16 protein-coding genes are annotated in these 19,049 nt (G+C 44.6%); all 16 read right to left on the bottom strand.

Annotation, left to right across the window (positions count from 1 at the left end; translation table 11 throughout):
* Nucleotide 1: 1 nt before the first annotated feature.
* Nucleotides 2-994 carry a pectinesterase family protein gene (locus ABID99_RS19620; protein ID WP_373614857.1) on the bottom strand — a complete coding sequence of 331 codons (993 nt, stop codon included), beginning with the start codon at nt 992-994 and terminating at the stop codon, nt 2-4.
* A complete protein-coding gene (locus ABID99_RS19625) occupies nt 994-2,649 on the bottom strand; it encodes a glycoside hydrolase family 28 protein (protein ID WP_373614858.1) in 1,656 nt (551 codons plus the stop codon). Before ABID99_RS19625 ends, ABID99_RS19620 begins: the two co-directional genes overlap by 1 nt.
* A 231-nt stretch (nt 2,650-2,880) precedes the next feature.
* Nucleotides 2,881-3,657: a PoNe immunity protein domain-containing protein gene (locus ABID99_RS19630; protein WP_373614859.1), complete on the bottom strand. Its 777-nt coding sequence runs from the start codon at nt 3,655-3,657 to the stop codon at nt 2,881-2,883.
* Between the two features lie 18 nt (nt 3,658-3,675).
* On the bottom strand, nt 3,676-5,046 hold the full coding sequence (locus ABID99_RS19635) for a PAAR-like protein (RefSeq protein WP_373614860.1): 1,371 nt from the start codon (nt 5,044-5,046) through the stop codon (nt 3,676-3,678).
* A 36-nt stretch (nt 5,047-5,082) separates the two neighbouring features.
* The gene (locus tag ABID99_RS19640; protein WP_373614861.1) at nt 5,083-5,958 is read right to left on the bottom strand and encodes a hypothetical protein; all 876 of its coding nucleotides are present in this window, start codon (nt 5,956-5,958) and stop codon (nt 5,083-5,085) included.
* A gap of 2 nt (nt 5,959-5,960) precedes the next feature.
* Nucleotides 5,961-7,832 (bottom strand): type VI secretion system Vgr family protein, encoded by a 1,872-nt coding sequence (locus ABID99_RS19645; RefSeq protein ID WP_373614862.1) that lies wholly within the window; start codon nt 7,830-7,832, stop codon nt 5,961-5,963.
* A 19-nt stretch (nt 7,833-7,851) separates the two neighbouring features.
* Nucleotides 7,852-8,463, bottom strand: a complete 612-nt coding sequence (locus ABID99_RS19650) for a hypothetical protein (RefSeq protein WP_373614863.1) — start codon at nt 8,461-8,463, stop codon at nt 7,852-7,854.
* A 3-nt stretch (nt 8,464-8,466) separates the two neighbouring features.
* Nucleotides 8,467-9,366, bottom strand: a complete 900-nt coding sequence (locus ABID99_RS19655; protein WP_090531684.1) for a hypothetical protein — start codon at nt 9,364-9,366, stop codon at nt 8,467-8,469.
* Nucleotides 9,367-9,478: 112 nt separating this feature from the next.
* Nucleotides 9,479-9,871 (bottom strand): type VI secretion system tube protein TssD, encoded by a 393-nt coding sequence (gene tssD, locus ABID99_RS19660; protein WP_090531686.1) that lies wholly within the window; start codon nt 9,869-9,871, stop codon nt 9,479-9,481.
* Nucleotides 9,872-9,945: 74 nt separating this feature from the next.
* Nucleotides 9,946-10,344: a type VI secretion system tube protein TssD gene (gene tssD, locus ABID99_RS19665; RefSeq protein ID WP_090531688.1), complete on the bottom strand. Its 399-nt coding sequence runs from the start codon at nt 10,342-10,344 to the stop codon at nt 9,946-9,948.
* A 107-nt stretch (nt 10,345-10,451) separates the two neighbouring features.
* Nucleotides 10,452-11,024, bottom strand: coding sequence for an NAD(P)H-dependent oxidoreductase (locus tag ABID99_RS19670; protein ID WP_090531690.1), 573 nt, complete (start codon nt 11,022-11,024; stop codon nt 10,452-10,454).
* Between the two features lie 224 nt (nt 11,025-11,248).
* Nucleotides 11,249-12,631 (bottom strand): DUF5458 family protein, encoded by a 1,383-nt coding sequence (locus ABID99_RS19675; protein ID WP_176622928.1) that lies wholly within the window; start codon nt 12,629-12,631, stop codon nt 11,249-11,251.
* Nucleotides 12,632-12,663: 32 nt separating this feature from the next.
* Nucleotides 12,664-13,104 (bottom strand): type VI secretion system contractile sheath small subunit, encoded by a 441-nt coding sequence (locus tag ABID99_RS19680; RefSeq protein WP_188832938.1) that lies wholly within the window; start codon nt 13,102-13,104, stop codon nt 12,664-12,666.
* A 95-nt stretch (nt 13,105-13,199) separates the two neighbouring features.
* A complete protein-coding gene (locus tag ABID99_RS19685) occupies nt 13,200-15,677 on the bottom strand; it encodes an ATP-dependent Clp protease ATP-binding subunit (protein WP_373614864.1) in 2,478 nt (825 codons plus the stop codon).
* Between the two features lie 3 nt (nt 15,678-15,680).
* On the bottom strand, nt 15,681-18,044 hold the full coding sequence (gene tssR, locus ABID99_RS19690) for a type VI secretion system protein TssR domain-containing protein (RefSeq protein ID WP_090531697.1): 2,364 nt from the start codon (nt 18,042-18,044) through the stop codon (nt 15,681-15,683).
* 31 nt (nt 18,045-18,075) lie between these two features.
* The gene (locus tag ABID99_RS19695) at nt 18,076-19,038 is read right to left on the bottom strand and encodes a PKD domain-containing protein (protein ID WP_090531699.1); all 963 of its coding nucleotides are present in this window, start codon (nt 19,036-19,038) and stop codon (nt 18,076-18,078) included.
* Between the last annotated feature and the right edge of the window lie 11 nt (nt 19,039-19,049).

Raw genomic sequence — 19,049 nt, forward strand, 5'->3', positions numbered from 1 at the left:
CTCATTTTATTGACATTACATCCCAGTTATCACTCCCGGCAAGAATATTATTCAATGTATATTTTTTCATTTCGGCCTCAGTTAATTGGTGCGACCATGGCGCACGTTTGCTGATATTGGTGCCGCTGCTTTTATATTCGGCAAAAAAGGCGGTCTTTTCATTTTCCGGGTTACGCCAGTTATCCCAGCCCTGGGCGCAAATATGGCTCCCCATTGTTGTATTGATAAAAACAGATCTGGCGTATGGCCGCCAGGGCCTGCCCAGGTAAACCTTTGTTACAGAGGTATCAGCTGCTTCAAGCCGGCAGTTCAAAAACACAAAACCAAATCGCTGTCGCGGTGTAGTTGCGGGAGCTGTAATAAAAGAATTTCGGAGACTTTTGATTACACAGTTTTGGAAAACCGCGGTGGCTTCGCCGAAAATAAAATCGGTTGTACCTTCCACATAACAGTCTTTATAAAACTGGCGGATGTTTTCGGTACCGGCATAAAGCGTATCCTGGTTGCCAAGCAGCCGGCAATTGATTATGGCACACCTGTCGCTCTCAACATGTAAAGCCACGGCCTGTCCTATGGGGCCTGCGGCATTTGCTATGGTTAAATTCCGGGCGATAAAATCGTTACCCTGCACCAAAACCGTGTACGAAGTATAGGTTGTAAACTCGGCTTTTCCGAAAGCATCCTTACCCTGCGGGTTTGCTTTACCCGAGAAATCGCTGTTGGTGATGATGGTGTTATTTTGGCCATCGCCTATCAGTTCGATATTACATTTCCAGGAGGGGATTACCAGTTTTTCGTGGTATATTCCGGCTTTTATGTAAATGCTAACCCTTTGCTGCGACAGATCACGAACAGCGTTTACGCCCTGCTGAATAGTTTTGAAATCGCCGCTGCCATCCTGCGCTACGGTAAAGCGCTTCGGATAAACAACAGCCTGCGCCAGCAATAATGCCGGTGCAAAAACAATCCATATCAATAGCGCCGCTCTCTTCATTATTTTGAACCGGTTATTACATTTTCGGCTGCTCCTGAAGCAAACTCAACTTTGTTCTTAGCCTTGGCGGCATCGGTATTCAGCAATTTTATTTGCTGCGATTTTTTACCGCTGATCTTAAACAACAACTCTGTATTGCCATAGGTAATATGATCAAACGTAAGGCTGCTGCTGTTTTGAACATTGATGAGCGGGTTGGTTTCTTTATTTTCGAGGTGGATATTTTTCAGAAAGATGTTCTGTGCTTCTATCACATCTGCTCCTTTAACAGTTTTGAAAGTACTGTTTTCTATATGGATGTCCTTAATCCCCATCTCGGGTAGCCCCCGAATCATGAGCGCTTTTTCAGCACCGTTGCATACTACATTATCTACATAAAACTTTCGGAACGAAGGTGTGGCTTCGGTTACCGGCACAACAGCCTGGTCATTTATATCATCCGCTTCGCCGGGCGATTTGCCGCCGTAGTACATATCAAAAAGAATAGCCTCATGAAGAATATCTTTCATGGCAATATCCTTGATAAAAATATTTTCTACCACGCCTCCCCTGCCGCGGGTGGTTTTAAAACGCAGGCCAATGTCAGTACCAATAAACGTACAGTTAGACACGAAAATATTACGCGCCCCGCCCGACATTTCACTACCTATCACAAAACCGCCGTGGGCACGGTAAACCACGTTATTCCGTACAATGACATTTTCAGTGGGCTTACCGCGTTTGCGGCCTTCTTCATCCCGGCCCGATTTAATACAGATGCCATCATCGCCGGCATCAAAAGTGCTGCCTTCAATTAACACATTCCGGCATGATTCTACATCGATTCCGTCACCGTTCTGGGCATTCCAGGGATTCCTGACCCTTGCGTTCTGTACGGTAAGATCTTCGCATAGTAAAGTATGGATATCCCATGCGGGCGAATTTTGAAGTGTAACGCCCTGCAGCAATACTTTTTTACAATTGGTAAGCACCAGCATATTAGGCCTGAAAAAATCTTTAAAAGGTTCGTTGTCAGCAATTGTTTTACCGTTACCTATCACTCCTGCTCCGGGTGTTTTTAACCCCTTAACGTAACTTTCAGAAGAATACCATGATTTGCCGTTTTCACTCACCACCCCACCCGAGGCTACTAATTTTTTCCATTCGGCTTCGGTAAGCCTTTCTTTACTGATAGCCCGCCAAACATCGCCGTGACCATCAATGATCCCTTCGCCGGTAATAGCGATATTGGTAAGGTTGGTACCCGATATCGGCGATTCATTGCGCACAGCGGCATGGCCTTCATAGTTACCTTCAACCAGTTTATACTGAGTTTTATCATCGGTAAACTGCAACAGCGCCGCCCTGCTTACGTGCAGGTTTACATTACTCTTCATCACCAGCGGCCCGGTTAGCCACAAGCCTTGCGGAATAAGCACTACCCCGCCCCCTTTGGCGCTACAGGCGCTTATCGCTTTATTGATACTTGTTGTATTTAACGTAATGCCATCCGCTTTGGCTCCGTATTTTAAAATGTTGATGGTATCCTTTTTAAATTCAGGTTTATTTACCCGCGGCAAATGTTGCCAGGAATACTGCTGACCCTGTACCCGCGATGTGACGCAACCCGCCAAAAGCAAAACCGCTATCCCTATCCTTGTTTTTACTACCGACATGTTTTTATTTTAAAACAGCTATTTATCGCCCTATAATTGGTGAAGGAACATTAAAGCCTAAACAAGATTAAAGGCTGACGGCAATAAAAAAAAGGATTTGCCCAACTAAAACCGCGCAAACGTTCCCAGAAACGTTTGCGTAAATTTGAGCGGCCTAAAAGGAGTACCGGATTGCTTCAGTAAAACTCAAATCAACTCCGGTTTATGGTGATTTTATTTGATACCGCGCAATTAGGAAGCCGACCAGTGCACCATATCATAAGGATAATTTGGATGATTAGCGTAACCGCTATCATCAAGCCCCAATATCTTAGTTACCGCGCCTGCCTCCCAGCTCCAGTAGCCTTTATATGAGCCTTCTTTTTTGTGGTTTTCATACCATGAATCGTCTTTATGCAACCTGTACCATTTGTCGAGATAAAGTTTCATTTCGCGCTCCGCATCGGCTTTAGGCATTTTTGTTAAATCATAAATATCCCTGTAAGCTTCGGTGATAAGCGTATCCGGCTGCGGGCCGCTCCCCGGCTTTTTGGTGTTGATGATATACCATAGTAAAGCATCCGGTGTCCAGGTTGGGTAACTGGAACCACTATCCGACTGGCGGATATAATTAATAACGGGCTCGTATACCTCGTCGGGTACATCAAGTAGGCTGCCTAAGGCTACCATATCAATCATATCAGCATAAAACGCGTCGGCATCCCAACCTTCTCCGTAGTATCCGGCAGCTGTTATATATTCATTATAACACAGGCTGATATCATTCCCGGCAGAATAGTTTAAATAAACCAGGTCAAGATGTTCCATAGCAAGCACCCAGTTGTTTATCGGACGAAACTTTTCCTGCTGCTTCAGGGTGACATTTTGTTCCTGGTACATTTTTATTATCGACTGCTTCTTATCAAACATTTTTTTAAAGAAAGCAGCGTCTTTATATTCTGCTCTTAACTGCGTTTCGGGTGTTGCCGTGGTTCCACCTCCGCCAAATAATTTATCAAAAAAACCCATTTTATAAATTGTTTAAATTTATGAGAACCATCCTGCAATTGATTTACCAATGCCGCTTCCGGCCAGGCCTCCGATAACCCCGCCAACAATACCACCAACCACCGTACCAACCCCGGGGCATATAGCAGTACCTATCATTGCACCTATTTCGGCGCCGGCTATACCGCCGGCAAGGCCACCGGCAGCACCGCCTACCGCTTCTTTTGTTTTTTTGCCAAAACCGCCCTCTTCTTCATACGCCGAATAGATACTTACTGCATCAAGGGCGATACCAACAACTATAAGCCCCCGGCCGGCAACTTTGCCAGCCACACTTAAAGCCGGAGAACGTGCAATTGCCTGGCTTGCCTTAAACAGGCCGTCATTTGCGCCAGTGGCAATTCTGCTATTACGTACCGCCTGCGAAAAATTAGATTCGGACAAGGCTGTAAGAGGTTTTGAATTGAGCATGGACGACCTGACACCATTCATAAAATTGCCTGCCCTGCTGGTTTTTATCTCCAAAGCCTCACTTTGTCCGCGGGTAGCTTTAAAGCCGTTGGAGTTTATAGTTTCTGACTGCATGGTTCCGTCGGGCTTAACCCTGATCACCTCTCGGTTCAGGCTGCCATCTGTATTTGCCAGTCTAACCCCTGCTTCGTCTGCCGGGTTTATCGCCCCGTTATTGTCGATGTGATTTCGCGTCCATCGCTCGCTTAACTCGCGGCCGGTTGTCGTATTTTGTATCGATGCTGTATTGTATTTACCGTCTGTAATTTTATACCCATTATCTTTGGCGTAAGCTCCATCAATGCCCGAAGCCGTAGGTTTATCAATATCAATTACAGGGTGCTCGCTTCTTACGTCGCGAAAACCTTCCTGCCGATGATAAACGTTGTCCTTCATCTCCCCGTAATTACCGTGCCTGCGGTAATCACTTTCGCTGTTGCTCCGTACCAGGCTTATCTTGCCGTTTTCAACATCATAAATGGTACCGCGCTGCAATATATCAAGGGTGTTGGTGTACGAACCATAGTTGAACGTTCCGGCACCGGCACCCGTAACAAGCGCCCCGGCTGTGCTCATACCGCTTGGCGCATTAAAGTCAACACTTATTTTGCCGCCTTGTTTGCACAACAGGTTCGCATCTTCAAATAATAATTTGTAGCCGTTAACCTTAACACCTTTATTGGTCTTGTCCCAGTAAACAGGGTCAAATTTGCAGCTGCCACCCGTTACCGAACACCTGCCCATAGGCAAAATATTTTCACCCGGCACCATATCGGCCTCACTGGCCAGGAACTCACCATAAATTTTTGTGTTATTATGATGCGTTACCTTTAACCGCACAGGAGCCGACCCTTTATCGCACTTAAGGCAGCTATTATTTGGAATATATTTTTTTGACATCGGATATTACTTTTTGTTAGTACTAAACCTTCAGCCTTATACATGCAGTATACTGTTGCTCAGCTCGTGCTTATCAACGCGTTCCTTCGGAAGCTCATGCTGTTCAATCCGCCTGCATTGATGTGCCGTTACAACGGTATAAAATGATGGCACATGTAATTGCAAAAACAAATCGGCCTCCTGCAGTATGTTGTTTTCAAATTTGTAAATCTCTTCCATCTCGGTTTGCAGGTCAACCTTCAGGTTATAGGTATTGGTAAGGTCCTTTAGCATCCTCACTAAAACAGGTCTTTCAAACCTTTCTTCGTCAACCTCGGCTTCGTTAATTATGGTTACGGTGTTGCCATGTTGTTCGGTAAAACTGTAGATGACGAGCGGCAGGTCAATTGTGCCGAAAAAACCTTTTAGTATCAGGGAAGAGCTTTCATTAGCTTGCCATTCCCTGTAAAACGGTTGAAAAAAGCACCGGTAATGGCTGTACCCCATAAATGATTGCAGAAAGCGTTTAGGATCCTGCAGCAATTTGTCTGTTTCGGACAGCATTACATCGATACCATCCTGCTGACGATATTTTTTGGCGATTTTTGACCGGAAGCCCTGCTGCCAGCAATTAGCGATACTATTAAAATTATTGATGCCGATAAATTTCCCTTCCAGATCTGTTATGATCTGTACCGGCGACTGGAACCATTCCATATCTGCTGCCCATTCATGGATCAGCGCCGAACCATCCATATTTTGATCAAGCAGGGTATATTCATAAACCCGTTGCTTATCGTCATGGCTAATGAGTTTTATTTCAATCCACCTGTCTTGCACAAACTCAAGTACTTTTGTGCCGATTATAGTACGGTTGGATGAGCTAAGCTGGTACCATGAGCTTTGAGCTATATTTACCGGTAATATATTCATGATCATGATTGGTTAATTTCAACATCGCCTGCTATAATATGCGCAAGGCTGCCGCCATTGAGATGCATTTTGTCGGTCGAGCTGATCTCGGCCGATTTGCTGCTTGATGAAAGTTTGCCGGCCGCCGCATCAAAAGTGATGTCTTTGGCTGATGCAGAAAGTTTGATGCTTTCGGTTTCGCTGGTAAAGGCAATATCTTTTTTCGCATTTGTAGTAATACCTTCATCCTGCGCCGCTACCGCTATCGATTTTTTGGCTGTAACATTGATAACACCGTCACCCCCGCCTTCTTTGGCCGGCGATGATGTTATGTTAATGCTATTGCCCGCATTAATGTTAATATCTTTTGATACCAGCGTTAAGGTGTTTGGCGCATAAATGGTTACCGTACCGTCGCCATTAAGGGTTACCACGTTACCGCTGGGATCTTTAACGTTAATGCTGCCATTGCTATCGTCCAGTATCACGGTGTTACCGCTTCGGGTAGTAAGCGCTTTGGTTTTATTGGTTTGACTGCCGCCTGTGCCTGTTTTACCACTAAACATGCTGCCAATAATAACCGGGCGGGCAATATTACCCTCCTCAAATGCTACCAGCACCTGGTCGCCAACTTCGGGGATAAAAACAAAGCCGCGGTTCTTGCTTACTTTATCCGAGCTGCCTGCGTCAGGAGAAACTACCCTGAGCCACTCGGTAACATCATTCGCGGTACATTGCCATTTAAATTTTACTTTAACGCGGCCATGCCCATCCGGGTCGGCGTTGTCGGTAACATCGGCCAGCTGCATATCCGGGTTTGGCTTTTCGGCTTCAGCAACCGGGATACGCTCCGTATCGGCAGTAACGCCTTCAAACGTATTTTGGTAATGGCCAACACCGTCGATCTGGTGATAAACAGCAGTAACCAGGAACTTGCCAAAATCCTGTAATTCAAAAGCCCCTGTACCCCTTACACTCATGCTTACATTAAGTATTTTGCCCAGGCCCACCATAGGGTTGTCACCATTGCCTACAATGGTAAGCAATTCGGATATCAGCGCTTTTTGCTGGTTATTAACAAAATCATCTATTTCTTTTTTGTTATTTACCCTAACAGCCAATGGTTCATTATAAACTTTGCTGAAAACTTTGTTTGACGCGCTGATGGCATGCGAAAGATCCGGCGTGCTGCCCGAAGAGCCTTGCGGCTCTGACGAAAGCAGTTCATCCTGCTTGGGGTTGTAAGCAAACTTGTTATGCTTTAAGGGGGCTATCTGCATTGCATATTGCAGGCTGTGCAGATCACGACCGTAAATAAGAGCAACCTCCTCCAGCTTATCGGGCTTACCGAAATTTAGTTTAGCACCATCGTAATAAAACCATTCGTAATACTCGGCCGAAAGACGGTTGATAAACTCAAAATCACTTTCACGATATTGAATGATATAATCAATGGGCGAAGTATTGGTTGGTTTGATGTTGAGGTTCAGATCATTTGCCGGTGCATCCTGGGTAGCTAACTGAATAATGCTGCTCAGGCTTTTGTTAAGATACGAGCCGAGATCGGGACCCCGGTCAATCAGGATGGTCGGACTAAAGCCGCTCACCAGGATATCACCATGAAACCCATGGCTTTGCGAAAGCTCTACCTTGGTAACAATACCGCTAAATTTATTTTCGCCGCTATCAGCTGTGCCAAATTGCACGGTAATGTTTTTACCAATAAAGTCCTTTGAGTTTTCGAGCGTAACAGCGTTGTACTCTTCAACCATATCATGGTTAAACCTGAGCTGAAAAGTATGGTGCTCATTAAAACGCTGGTCAAGGTTAAAGGTAGAGAAATGGGTGATCTGGGTACCTTCAATATTGATATCTACTTTTAGTTTCTTTTCCATAATTCGGCTATAAAATCCATTAACCTTTAACAGGCCATGGGCTGTAGTAACTTATAATTTTATATTGCCCGTTAACCTTGCCAAAAACAAACCCGTACGATGTTTCCTTACCATTTTTTTGCTCATATTGTTGCTGCAACTCGTAAAGCTTACTACCTTTATCTGTAACTTTTGCAATAACTTTATAATAATTTTCGTCGGTAGCAGCGTCAATTTCCGACAGATCGTCTTCGGTACTTTTGGGTATAAGACGAAGCGCGTCAGCACTCAATATAGTAGGCTCGTACTGCGGATATTCTGCCCCGCTCACCAGTCCCTCAGCAGGGTTAACCGTAGCAGATCGTAAATCTTCGTTCGACCATTGGGGTGCTGTTTGCAGCGGGAAGTAAAACATGGCGGCCAGTTGTTTTTTGTTTTTTTGCAGGGCAGCGGCTTTAAACTGTTTCAGGCAGGCTCGGAACAACTGCTCGTCGGTAAGGGCCGACTTATGTACGGTTCGGGAGGCCGACTTAGCTATGGTTTTGACAGTATCAGCAACCGGGGCTTTAGGGTTACCACTGCAGCCCACGGCCGAACCTGCCAACCCGGTAGCAAGCAGTAATAATACCATATATTTAACGATCCTTTTCATTGGTTAATTTCTGGGAATACTGATCAGTGCCCTGTCTTCCATGCGTTTAAGGATAACTGCCGCGCCCATTTGCTGGGATACCGCTTCGGCATCAAAAACACCGTCTTTGACATATTTGCCCTTGACATACTGGTTCGAAAAACTCCAGAGGTAAGGCGTGTGAATGCCCTTTTTGTTATAACCGAAACCATTATATCCCTCCAGCTTTTGCAAAATAAACGGCAGGCTCCAATTGGTTACCTTATCATACTTCATCAGTTTAATAGCATCAACAGCACTCTCCTCAAAAGTAAACGGAGGGCCATGACCTACCTTTGGGCGATTGGCGGGCACCTGTACCGTATAACCGGTAAGCGGATCGCCGTTGTGCAGGTGTTTTTTGAAACTGAACGAACACTCCATATAATGTACGCAGGCAATAAAATACCAGGGGATAGCTCCGCCGCCGCCAAAAAGGTTCATAAACGTGAACGGATCGTTTGGAGTAAACCTCCCGGTATCAAAAAAATTACCTCCCAAAAGGCCGGTTGTCATTTGCGGTTTGATCATCAGATCCAAAACACTTTCGGGTTTGGCATTAGCCGCCGTTGGGTTTAATGATAGCGGTGTGGTGTTATAACGATCAAAAAAAGGGGTATACACCGATGCGAAAAGATTTTTATTTCCGGCAGCCGACGGCGCATTAGTACCAAGGCGTACCAGGTTTGAAATACTTTCGTAACGGGGGCGGTTTACGGTTACCTTTTCATCGATGATCTTATCGACAGCAGCAATTTTTTCCTTTTTAATAACACAGGTATTAAAAAGCTGCACGTATTCCATGGGGGTTGGAACCGACGATTTTTTCACCTTTTTCTTTGTAGTGGGTAAGGCTGGGTTTATTATTCTCTTCTTTCTTTTCATAAGGTTTATAACTGAACCTAAACAAAAGCTGTAAAAAGAACACGGAGGAAAATATGTTACTATCTCCTCCGTATCTTTTTAAAAGACAGTACAAATCAATTGTACTGATATATTATTTAGGCCAGTCGTTTTCGTGCTCGGCGTTGCCTATTTTCAGCTTACGCGCCGATATCACAAAGCTTAACGACATTGGGTTGTTACCGATAATCGATATCCCCTCGTTATATTGAATGATGTAACCATCCTCAAAATTAAGCTCCTTCATTTTGGCATCTTCTTCAGATTTTTTGAAGGTAATAGTGCCGTGGATTGGTTTGTACTGACTGTTCACCATTGATTCGATAACCGAAGTATCTTCGGTTGATTCAACCTCAACCTGGATAGTACCACCATATACACCTGATGACGGACGGCCTTTTGAATCAACGTCCCTGTTTAATGAATAGCTGCATTGCAGCACATCGAATTCTTTCGATCCTAAACTAATTCTTGCTTTGAAAGCCATGATCAATAAAGTTTTAAGTAGATAAATAAATTAAGTGCCCCTTCGGCACAAACAGATAACAAAATCGGCCGGGCTTAGTTTTTACCTGGCCAATCGTTCACGTGCTCGGCGCTTCCCAGTTTCAACTTGCGGGCCGAGATCACAAACTTCAAACTCATTGGAGTTGCGCCTGTAATGTCGATACCTTCAGAATACTTCACGATGTAGCCATCTTCAAAAGACAACTCTTTCATTTTAGCGTCTTCCTCAGATTTTTTGATCAGCAAAGTTCCGGCAATCGGTTTGTACTGGTTGTTAACCATTGATTCGATAATGGAGGTGTCTTCAGTCGACTCGATCTCGATATCGATAGTACCGCCGTAAATACCTGAGGACGGGCGTCCTTTTGAGTCTACATCGCGGTTTAATGCATAGGAGCAAGTGAGCACATCGTAGTCCTTGCCCGAAAAATTTAATCTTGCTTTGAAAGCCATAATGATAAATTTTAAGAGGTTAATAATTTAAAGTAGATGCTTTGCGCATTACTTTAATAACTACAATGTAATTAATTTATTGTTTTGAGAAAATATTAAATATTTATTTAAATAAGTTTTAACCCAAAAGAATATAATTTTTGAATCCACTTTTTACTGTACTCATTATCGAGGTTATAGAGATGCCCGATGGTACTGGTATGCACAGGCTTGATGCCGCGCTTTTCGAGGGTTAGTTTTTTTACTGCCAGATAGGTTGGCTTCATATCAACCTGCCAGTCCTGCCAGGCAGCTTCATCCAATATAGAAACCACACGTCCTGACCGGCCATTGAAATTAACCGACGAGCCGCTGATAAAAACCTGGTCGGGCATAAAAACGCGATCAAAAAAACCTTTAATTTTTGAGTTGATCGAATCTTTATAAACCGGGCAAAATATAACCACATGCGATGCCCATTTTATCGCGTTTACAGCTTGCACCAGGTCGGGTTCGGGCTCGTTATTGCTTAGCGTGAATTGCTTGTTGGGATTAAATTTAAGATCGGCGATGGCTATCTCTTTTACTACAGCTTCGGCGGCCTGGGCCCCGTCTTTATAGGCATTGATCAATGCCGCTGTTGTTGGTGTTTTATCTATATCTGCATTAATGATCAATAGCTGCCTCATCAATGCAAACATAAACCATATTTAACAATAAATAAAGTTAGGCCTTCGGTTAAATTAACCTAAAATGCACACAGCGCTGGTTTAACGGTTGAATATCGCTTTTAAAACCCACCTCCTAACAGGAGGCACCTACGGAGCCAATATATTGTTTTGCACATATCCGATATCGCTCCAGTAGGTGCTTCCTTATTTTAAAAGGGATTCATTACCACTTCACAACGTTGTGTACCGCGATATTACTGCTGTTTATATTCGCTGTTCCAGGTTGGGCTTGCATCCTCACCTTTTTGCCCGTCAAGCTTTACCACAAAGCTTTTAGCGGGAAAATATGGCGTGATATTAATATCAAGGTGAATGCGGTCCTTTTGCTGTTCATCGCGCTCAAACCTGATTATTTTAAAGCGTTCGATAAGCCTGTCGGGCCCCTGGATGTTATCCAAAAACTTCACAATTTGCGAGCGCAGGTCCTGCTCTGTTTTTGAAGTCCAGTTTTCAAAAGCTCGGCGGTTCAAAAAGTCGAATAATACTTTGGTGATATAATCAAATACCCTCACTACCGAATAGGTTTGCAAACCGATATTATCGCCGTTAAACAAAGTTTTGGCCGAGAATGCCATTACCTTGCCGTACTCATTCACCATAGGTACCAGGCCAATGCGCTCCAGGTGCGAGATCTCGCTCTTTTTAAGGTCAAAGCGTACACCATCCACCTCGTTAACCGCTCCGTGTTTTTTACCGGCGGTAACCTGCGACATCAGCGTATAATACATTTTACCCGCCAATGCTGCAGAGCCCGGGATATATAAGTCATCCTCTTCACCCGCTTCGGCAACTTTGCCGCGGCCTACCAGCCAGTTACAAGTCATGATGGTGTTTGATTTAAAGGCATCGCCGCCGGTTAAATTGGCTGATGTAAACAGGTCTATCACATCATCCGGTTGTTCAAGATCCGCAAAATCGGTCACCAGCATTACTTTATTATCATAGGCTATTTTTGACCAGCGTTCAACTACCTTGTTTGAGCCAAGGTAGCCGGGTACAACCAGGATTGAATAATTTTGACGAAGATCCAGCCTGTCATAATTTTGCTTGAGTTCATTTGCAGCATATTCAATAAAGCGCGGATTATCAAGCTCTTTCAACTGATCGATCGTGGCATTCATTAATACCACATTCTTCAGCTTATCCTGTTCGGTGTTTTTATAAAACAAATGCACTGTGCGGTAAGCCTGTTCAAGCTCGCGGGTGCTTTCCAATACATTGAGTAAATTTTTGTTCAGGTTTTCTTCAACGCTTTGCAGTTTTTCGGCGCTTTTCTGAATAGTATCGCTAACTGATTCGCCGCTTTCCAAAGCTTCTATCCATTGATTAAGCTTCAGCTTAAGTTCTTCGCGCTCCCCTTTCTTCTCATCATCAGTTAAAAAGATCTGTTTACGGGCCTTGCGTTCGGGGTTCAGGTTTTGAAGGCCATCAATAGTAGCTTCCAGCAAATCAAAACCACCAACTTTTGATAGTTTATCTAAACTGGTTGATAGAGGTGCCGCGCCGCTTCTTTCTTTTATTTTAAGAGCCTGGTCTGTTGAATTTTCATTCAGGATCTGCTCGTTTGGTGTTGCCATGATCGTGTTGTTAAATGTTTAGGATTAGCTAATTATTGGTCAAGCTCGGTTACTATATTTTTTAACGCCTCAATAAAGGCCTGTTTGGTTTCGGCGTTATCAAGGGTTGACTTCAGCGTTTTGTTGGTTTTCAGCTGCTTCATGATATTGAGGTACATCTCGCGCTGAATATTAAGTTTATGCAGGTATTTGCTTTGTTGTACCAGGTTTTTTGGGGCAAAATCGCCAAGATTATTAAAGTGCAGGGTTTCAGTAACATTTGATCCGTTTTCTCTTTCAAGCTCAACGCTTACTTTTGGCTTGTAATGAGCAAAAACCTCTTCAACATTTTTAAGTCCTTCAACCTTCTCCGGTCTCAGCGGCTCATTATCAGTTAATTTTTGAATAAACAAAGTTTTATTGGGAGCTATCTCACCAAATGCTTCTGAGGAATCAACTTTTGTTTCGTTTCCCCCTATTTCGTAATTAAACATAGCTTTATTTAATAAATGATAAGTATGAAAGTGTTTATGTTATAATGCAATAACTATAAAATTGTTTTTAACAGTATGTATTTCAGTTAAATTACTTAACTAATGCTCCACAATAATTCAGTATCATCGCTTTTTTTATCTATGGCGATAGTATTACCTTTTTTCAGTTCGCCTGAAATAATATAGCGTGATATTGGCCTGCGCAATTGGTTACGGATCACCGCCGATAGCTGCCGTGCACCATATTTGGGTGTAAAACCGCTTAAAGCCAGCATATTTTTGGCTTCGGCACTTAACTGCATGTTTATGCCCATTTTATCAAGCGCCTGTATAAGGCTTTTGAGCTGGATCTCAAAGATGCGTACTACATTTTCTTCATGTATAGGTGCAAAGGGTACAATTTCTGATAACCGCGCCAAAAACTCCGGCCTGAACTTATTGGCCATCACTTCCATCAATTGGTTTGATGTAGGCATATGCCCCCGGCTAATTTGCTCAGATACCCACTCGCTGCCAATGTTTGAGGTAAATAGCACCAGCGCGTTTGAAAAATCGCCTTGCTTGCCCAGCCTGTCGTGCATATGCCCTTCATCCAGGATCTGTAAAAAGATATCAAATACCGATGGGTGTGCCTTTTCAATTTCATCAAACAGCACAACCGAATAAGGTTGCTGCCTTATTTTGTTTACGAGCAAGCCGCCCTCTTCATACCCCACATAGCCCGGCGGCGCGCCATACAGCAATGCGGCCGAATGCTCCTCCTTAAACTCCGACATATCAAAGCGGATCATCGCTTTTTCGTCATTAAATAAAAACTCGGCTATTGATTTGGCCAGCTCCGTTTTACCGGTGCCTGTTGGGCCAAGCAAAAAGAATGAGCCGATGGGCTGCCCTTTTTTGTTCAGTCCGCTCCGCGATTCGAGTATGGCATCAGAAACGGCTTTCAACGCCTGGTCCTGCCCAACAACCCGTTTTTTCAGGAAGCCTTCCATGCCTAAAAGCCTTTCTTTCTCTTGTGCCTGGATCTTGCCTAAGGGAATGCCTGTTTTATAGGAGATAATAGCGGCAATATCATGTTTATCTACTACCTCGGTTTTATTTTGAGCCAATTCCTCAAGCCGGCTCAAATTGCGTTCAAAGTAAGCGATGTATTCATCAGGCGTTTCAAAAGTATCAACCTGGGTTTCATCTTCCAGCTGACCTAACAACACCGCGCTTATTTTATTGCGATACACGGTGTAAAGCCATTTGTACGCTCCGATCAAATCACCCGCATCATTCAGTGCTTTTAATTCGTTCAGTTCGGTGCGGAGTTCGGAAAGGGCAGTATCGGTGGTATCGTTCATTAAACGGATAGCAGCCATGGTACGGTCGAGCAGGTCGAAGGCAGAGTCGGGCAGGCGACGGTCTTTCATGTAGCGCTGCGCCAGTCTTACGCATTCTTCTGCAGTATTATCATCTATCTTTAAGTTGTGGTGCTCCTCATATTGGGGCACCAGTTTTTTAAGCATTTTTATAGCTGTAGGCGTATCGGGCTCATTTACCTGCAGCACCTCAAACCGGCGGCTAAATGCCTGTTCGGGCTCAATCACTTTGCGGTATTCGTCGATAGTAGTGGCACCAATCACCGTTATTTCGCCGCGGGCAAGCTCCGGTTTCAGCAGGTTACCAACACCGCCGCCTATCGGCCCTTTATTATCGAGCAGGGTATGGATCTCATCAATGAACAGGATCGCTTTTTCAAACTGCTTTATCTCGCGCAGGATGTTTTTTAACCTGTCTTCAATTTCTCCTTTGTAAGATGCCCCCGCGATCAATGAACCCAGATCAAGTTCAAAAAGCTGTACATTCTTAAGCGACGCCGGTACCTGTCCGTTTACAATGCTAAGCGCGAACCCGTCAACCAGGGCTGTTTTGCCAACGCCCGCATCGCCGGTGATCATCACATTGGGCTTGGTGCGCCGGCTCAGGATCTCCATCACCATCCGTGTTTCGCGCTCCCGGCCTATGATAGGATCTACCTTACCCTGTTTGGCCAGGCTTGTGCGGTCTACACAGTATTTGAGTAATGCTGTTGTTTGTTTGAGTGCATCGCTGCCGTTTGTGGCCTGCGCAGAGGGATTTACCGCATGGTTAACATCCTCATTACTCAAATAAATATCCAGTAACTCGCGTTCTTTTACCGGGAAGGATTTTAGCTGGTTAGCATCAAAACCCACATTGGGCTTTATTAACGCAATCAACACACAAACGGGCGTAATCAAATCCTGGCCTAATTTTATGCGCACATTATCGGCTTCTTCAAATACCTGCTTTACCTGGCTGTTACCTAACATTTCGTCGGGCACGGTTAACGCGGCCGAATAATCTTCAATGCGCACTTCGGCCCAATCGCTTATGTAAGCCGTGTCCTTCCCGATGGATTGAAGCAGGTTCTTCAACCCCACTTCCTGGTACATCAAGCCTTTTAAAAGGTGCGCCGGACCGAATTCCTTATGGTGATATTCTTTGGCTAATGACTGCGCTACCCGCACCGCCGTTTTCACCGACTCGCTTAAATTAACTATATTCATATGCTATTGCAGGTTAGCCTGGGTTATATAATAATAGGTTTTGCCGTTTGACGTAAAGTGTTGGTTGGTAATAGCAGCCTGTTTAATAACATCACTGCTATGGATCAAATAGTGGATATATTCCTCAAACTGTGCCTGCGGCATATCATCGTTGTGTTTAAGATCATTCACCTTTTTATTATAGAAATCTTTTTTGCCGGGTAAGGGTAAACTGGTAACCCGCAGAAAATAATCGGCCAGGGTCATGTCTTTAATATCACCGCCAGATAAGTTAAGCCCTAAATGCTTCGCAGCGATGTCAACATAATTATCAACCAGCTTTGAGCGGTAATCGGACGCGTCCCGCTGCAGGTTTTCGCCTATCATGAGCGACAGCAGATCTGTCAGCTGCTTATAATCCTGCTCGTTCAATATCAGCAGATATTGCAGCTGCCCCTTGCTTTCGTTTACCAGGTTCCTGGGTGCTTCGGCGCTGAGGTAATATTTGAAAGCATTATGCGGCATATTGTTTCCCAAATCGGTTGATGGCTGCCCCTGCTGCTGCATAACCAGCGGCTGTACATAACGGTTTTCGCGCCCGGTAAGCCTGAATGCGCTGTCGAGCGTATGGATCTGGTTACGGATATCATAATCTGTTTCGCGCATCAGGCGTTCAACTGCCAAACTCATGGCCTGGTTTGATTTTACCACTCTCTTGGGCGGAAACACCACAGCGCCCTGGATCAGGCTCTTTTTGGGATAATCGAGGTAAAAAGAAACCGAATCGGACAGTGATGTATTGAATTGCTGCACGTTGGTAAGGCCTTCTCCATTCACCATGCGCTGTTTTTTATAATCGGCCAGCTTTACCGCAGATTGTGATACAATTTGTCTTGCCTGGATTACAAAATCATTGTAGATAGGGTTGTAATCGCTAAATACCTGGATAGCTAACAAGCGGGCGTTGGCGGCCGCTATCTGACTGGCCACCGTATTAACCCCTACCGAATTACGATCTAAAGCACCGGTGGCACCAATCAGGATGACCAGGTTGGTTTCGTCGGGATGATTGCCAAAAAGGCTTAAGCCCGTGCGGATACCATCAAAAACAGGTTGGGAACTTATCACCGGGGCACAGTTACCTGTTACTGTTGACTGTGATTCGAGGTATTTTACCAGGTTACGATAATCGGCGTTAAGCGGGGTTGACTGGATGCCCCCGGTTTGACAGCCGGACGCGTTACGGTAAACTACAGCCCCATATCTAACCTGGTTACCCCTGGCATGCGCATCAAAAATATCTTCAAATGATTGAATAGTGCTGGTAATACCCGAAAAATAATTGCGCATAGGGCTGCCGCCATCAACCACAAACACAATGTTAACGTGGTGAACATTGCTGCGGATCTTGAGATAATCCTTATATGCTAAATGCCCGCCTTTGATATTAAGCACACTGTTATGGCTTTTATCATAAACATCGGTTGCGAAGCCGAGGCTAAGATTACCCGAAGCAGATGAGCTTACAGGCATGCTCAATAACAAGGGAGCATTATCGGCCAGTAAGGGATCAAAAGCAAAATAGCCCGTACCTCCCTTGCTATTATTGGTTTTCAGGGAACTGTTGATATACCTTGCAATAGAATCATTGATCAATGGCTGGTTTTCCCTTGCCGACCCGATATATAGCCTATCGCCCCAGCTATGAACGGCGTCGGCGGCTATCCAGCCATAAACACTGCCAGCTGCATTATCGGCAATCAACTGCGGATCGGACCCTACCAATACTTTTTTTCCGTCGTCAGATTTTTTGTATACATAAACTACATTGTGCAGGGCCACTTTGGTTTTTTTCTGGCTTTGATCGGGCCCGGCAAAAATGTATGCCGAATCAGTTTTGTCATAATAATAATCGGGCATAGTAAGCGGGCCGGCACCACTTATAATGGTGATATATTTTTCGGGATAACCATTTGTGCTGGTAAAAGCCGACTGCCAGGGCAACACCTTTGAAATGCTGATCCATCCGTAACTTTGCGAGCCTTTTTTATTGGTAAGCTTTTTACCCTGTACCATGCCTGCCTGGTACTTAATCAGTTTTATAAAACCGTTTTTTTGTTCACTTACATAAAAAGGCTCCATGAAACTTATTTTTTTCATTACCAGCGTTCCGCCCGGCGAGGTATATGTATAATTTTCGGCCCTGTCCGAAAATACGATCCATGGCAGGGAAGTACGGTCGTCGGTATTGTAAATGCTGGTACGCTCATCAGGTTTTTCAAAAGCTTTGGGTAGCGTTACCACCGTTTTGCCAAGCGATACCGGCGATTGCGCCCGGGCCGCAATTACTATACAGGTTAAAAAAACGAAGCTTAATATATTTTTCATGTTGGTTGATGCAAATAGGTTTTAAAATAGATTATCTGGGCCTCTTTTCGGGAGCGGCAGTGGTTGCATGCTGCCTTACCGAAAGCATGCTTGAACAGTTTGATTTTGGCTTTAGGGTAACTTGTGCTTCGTCAACACTGATGCCACCTCCAAAAGTTAACCGCATACAGTAGGAGTAAAAATCAGTCCGTTTGCTTTCGCCGTTATCTTCAAGGTTTACGGTAACTTTCTCATCTCCGCAGAAATACCTCCTAACCAGGTAATAATAATGACGGTTAAAATCACCGCCGTTGGCTATGGCCTGCAGGTGTGCCCTGATATCATCGATTACACGGCGCTCACTTTCACCAGGGTTTACGATCTGGTTGGCAAATGTTGAATCGGGATTGGTAATACGCATGCGGTGATAGACCGGGCGCCTGCTTTTATCCGTGCTCAGTTTGATGAAATAGGTACCGGGGTTATGAAAGGTGTAGAGTGCAGTTGGTCCTTTAACATCCACCCGGCCGGTTTCCCCAAATGACCATTCAAAAATCCGGGCGTTACCCTGCGCCTCAAGCCTTACCTGTTCATTTACAATTCCCTGTGTGGGGCCGTTAATTGTAATCAGGGTATCGGCAGCTATGGTTGGGGTACTATCTTTTACGCTAACCGGGAATTGCTGCGTCAAATTGCCGTCTACTGTAAGCCGTATGATATAGTCGCCTGTTTTTTTAAAGCGGTAGCTCCCGTTTTGTTGAATTGATTTATCGCCATTGCCGAACTCCCAAAGCCAGCTTTTTGCATTAGCCGTATTATCCGAGTAAACCAGGTGCTCGTTCAGGGCTATCTCGTCCTTCAGGATACGGGCGTTGATCACTCTCTTTTCAAACAATGAACTACGCAGCAGGAAAATGATACCGGCAATAACAACTACACCAGTAAAAATGTATAGAAAGGTGTAGGTGTTCCGGTTAGTATCGACGGGCCTCCCGTCGTTGTAATCGTTTTTCATTTTGCTTAGGT

It is taken from the genome of Mucilaginibacter sp. OAE612, assembly GCF_041806395.1.
In the GTDB taxonomy this organism is placed as follows: Bacteria; Bacteroidota; Bacteroidia; order Sphingobacteriales; family Sphingobacteriaceae; genus Mucilaginibacter; species Mucilaginibacter rubeus.

Bases quoted from the DNA above. Each gene is read 5' to 3' on its own strand.
- ABID99_RS19650 (WP_373614863.1), bottom strand. From the start codon at position 8,463: ATGAAAAGGATCGTTAAATATATGGTATTATTACTGCTTGCTACCGGG.
- tssD (WP_090531686.1), bottom strand. From the start codon at position 9,871: ATGGCTTTCAAAGCAAGAATTAGTTTAGGATCGAAAGAATTCGATGTG.
- tssR (WP_090531697.1), bottom strand. From the start codon at position 18,044: ATGAAAAATATATTAAGCTTCGTTTTTTTAACCTGTATAGTAATTGCG.
- ABID99_RS19675 (WP_176622928.1), bottom strand. From the start codon at position 12,631: ATGGCAACACCAAACGAGCAGATCCTGAATGAAAATTCAACAGACCAG.
- ABID99_RS19685 (WP_373614864.1), bottom strand. From the start codon at position 15,677: ATGAATATAGTTAATTTAAGCGAGTCGGTGAAAACGGCGGTGCGGGTA.
- ABID99_RS19635 (WP_373614860.1), bottom strand. From the start codon at position 5,046: ATGTCAAAAAAATATATTCCAAATAATAGCTGCCTTAAGTGCGATAAA.
- ABID99_RS19645 (WP_373614862.1), bottom strand. From the start codon at position 7,832: ATGGAAAAGAAACTAAAAGTAGATATCAATATTGAAGGTACCCAGATC.
- ABID99_RS19680 (WP_188832938.1), bottom strand. From the start codon at position 13,104: ATGTTTAATTACGAAATAGGGGGAAACGAAACAAAAGTTGATTCCTCA.
- ABID99_RS19625 (WP_373614858.1), bottom strand. From the start codon at position 2,649: ATGTCGGTAGTAAAAACAAGGATAGGGATAGCGGTTTTGCTTTTGGCG.
- ABID99_RS19655 (WP_090531684.1), bottom strand. From the start codon at position 9,366: ATGAAAAGAAAGAAGAGAATAATAAACCCAGCCTTACCCACTACAAAG.
- tssD (WP_090531688.1), bottom strand. From the start codon at position 10,344: ATGGCTTTCAAAGCAAGATTAAATTTTTCGGGCAAGGACTACGATGTG.
- ABID99_RS19620 (WP_373614857.1), bottom strand. From the start codon at position 994: ATGAAGAGAGCGGCGCTATTGATATGGATTGTTTTTGCACCGGCATTA.
- ABID99_RS19695 (WP_090531699.1), bottom strand. From the start codon at position 19,038: ATGAAAAACGATTACAACGACGGGAGGCCCGTCGATACTAACCGGAAC.
- ABID99_RS19630 (WP_373614859.1), bottom strand. From the start codon at position 3,657: ATGGGTTTTTTTGATAAATTATTTGGCGGAGGTGGAACCACGGCAACA.
- ABID99_RS19640 (WP_373614861.1), bottom strand. From the start codon at position 5,958: ATGAATATATTACCGGTAAATATAGCTCAAAGCTCATGGTACCAGCTT.
- ABID99_RS19670 (WP_090531690.1), bottom strand. From the start codon at position 11,024: ATGTTTGCATTGATGAGGCAGCTATTGATCATTAATGCAGATATAGAT.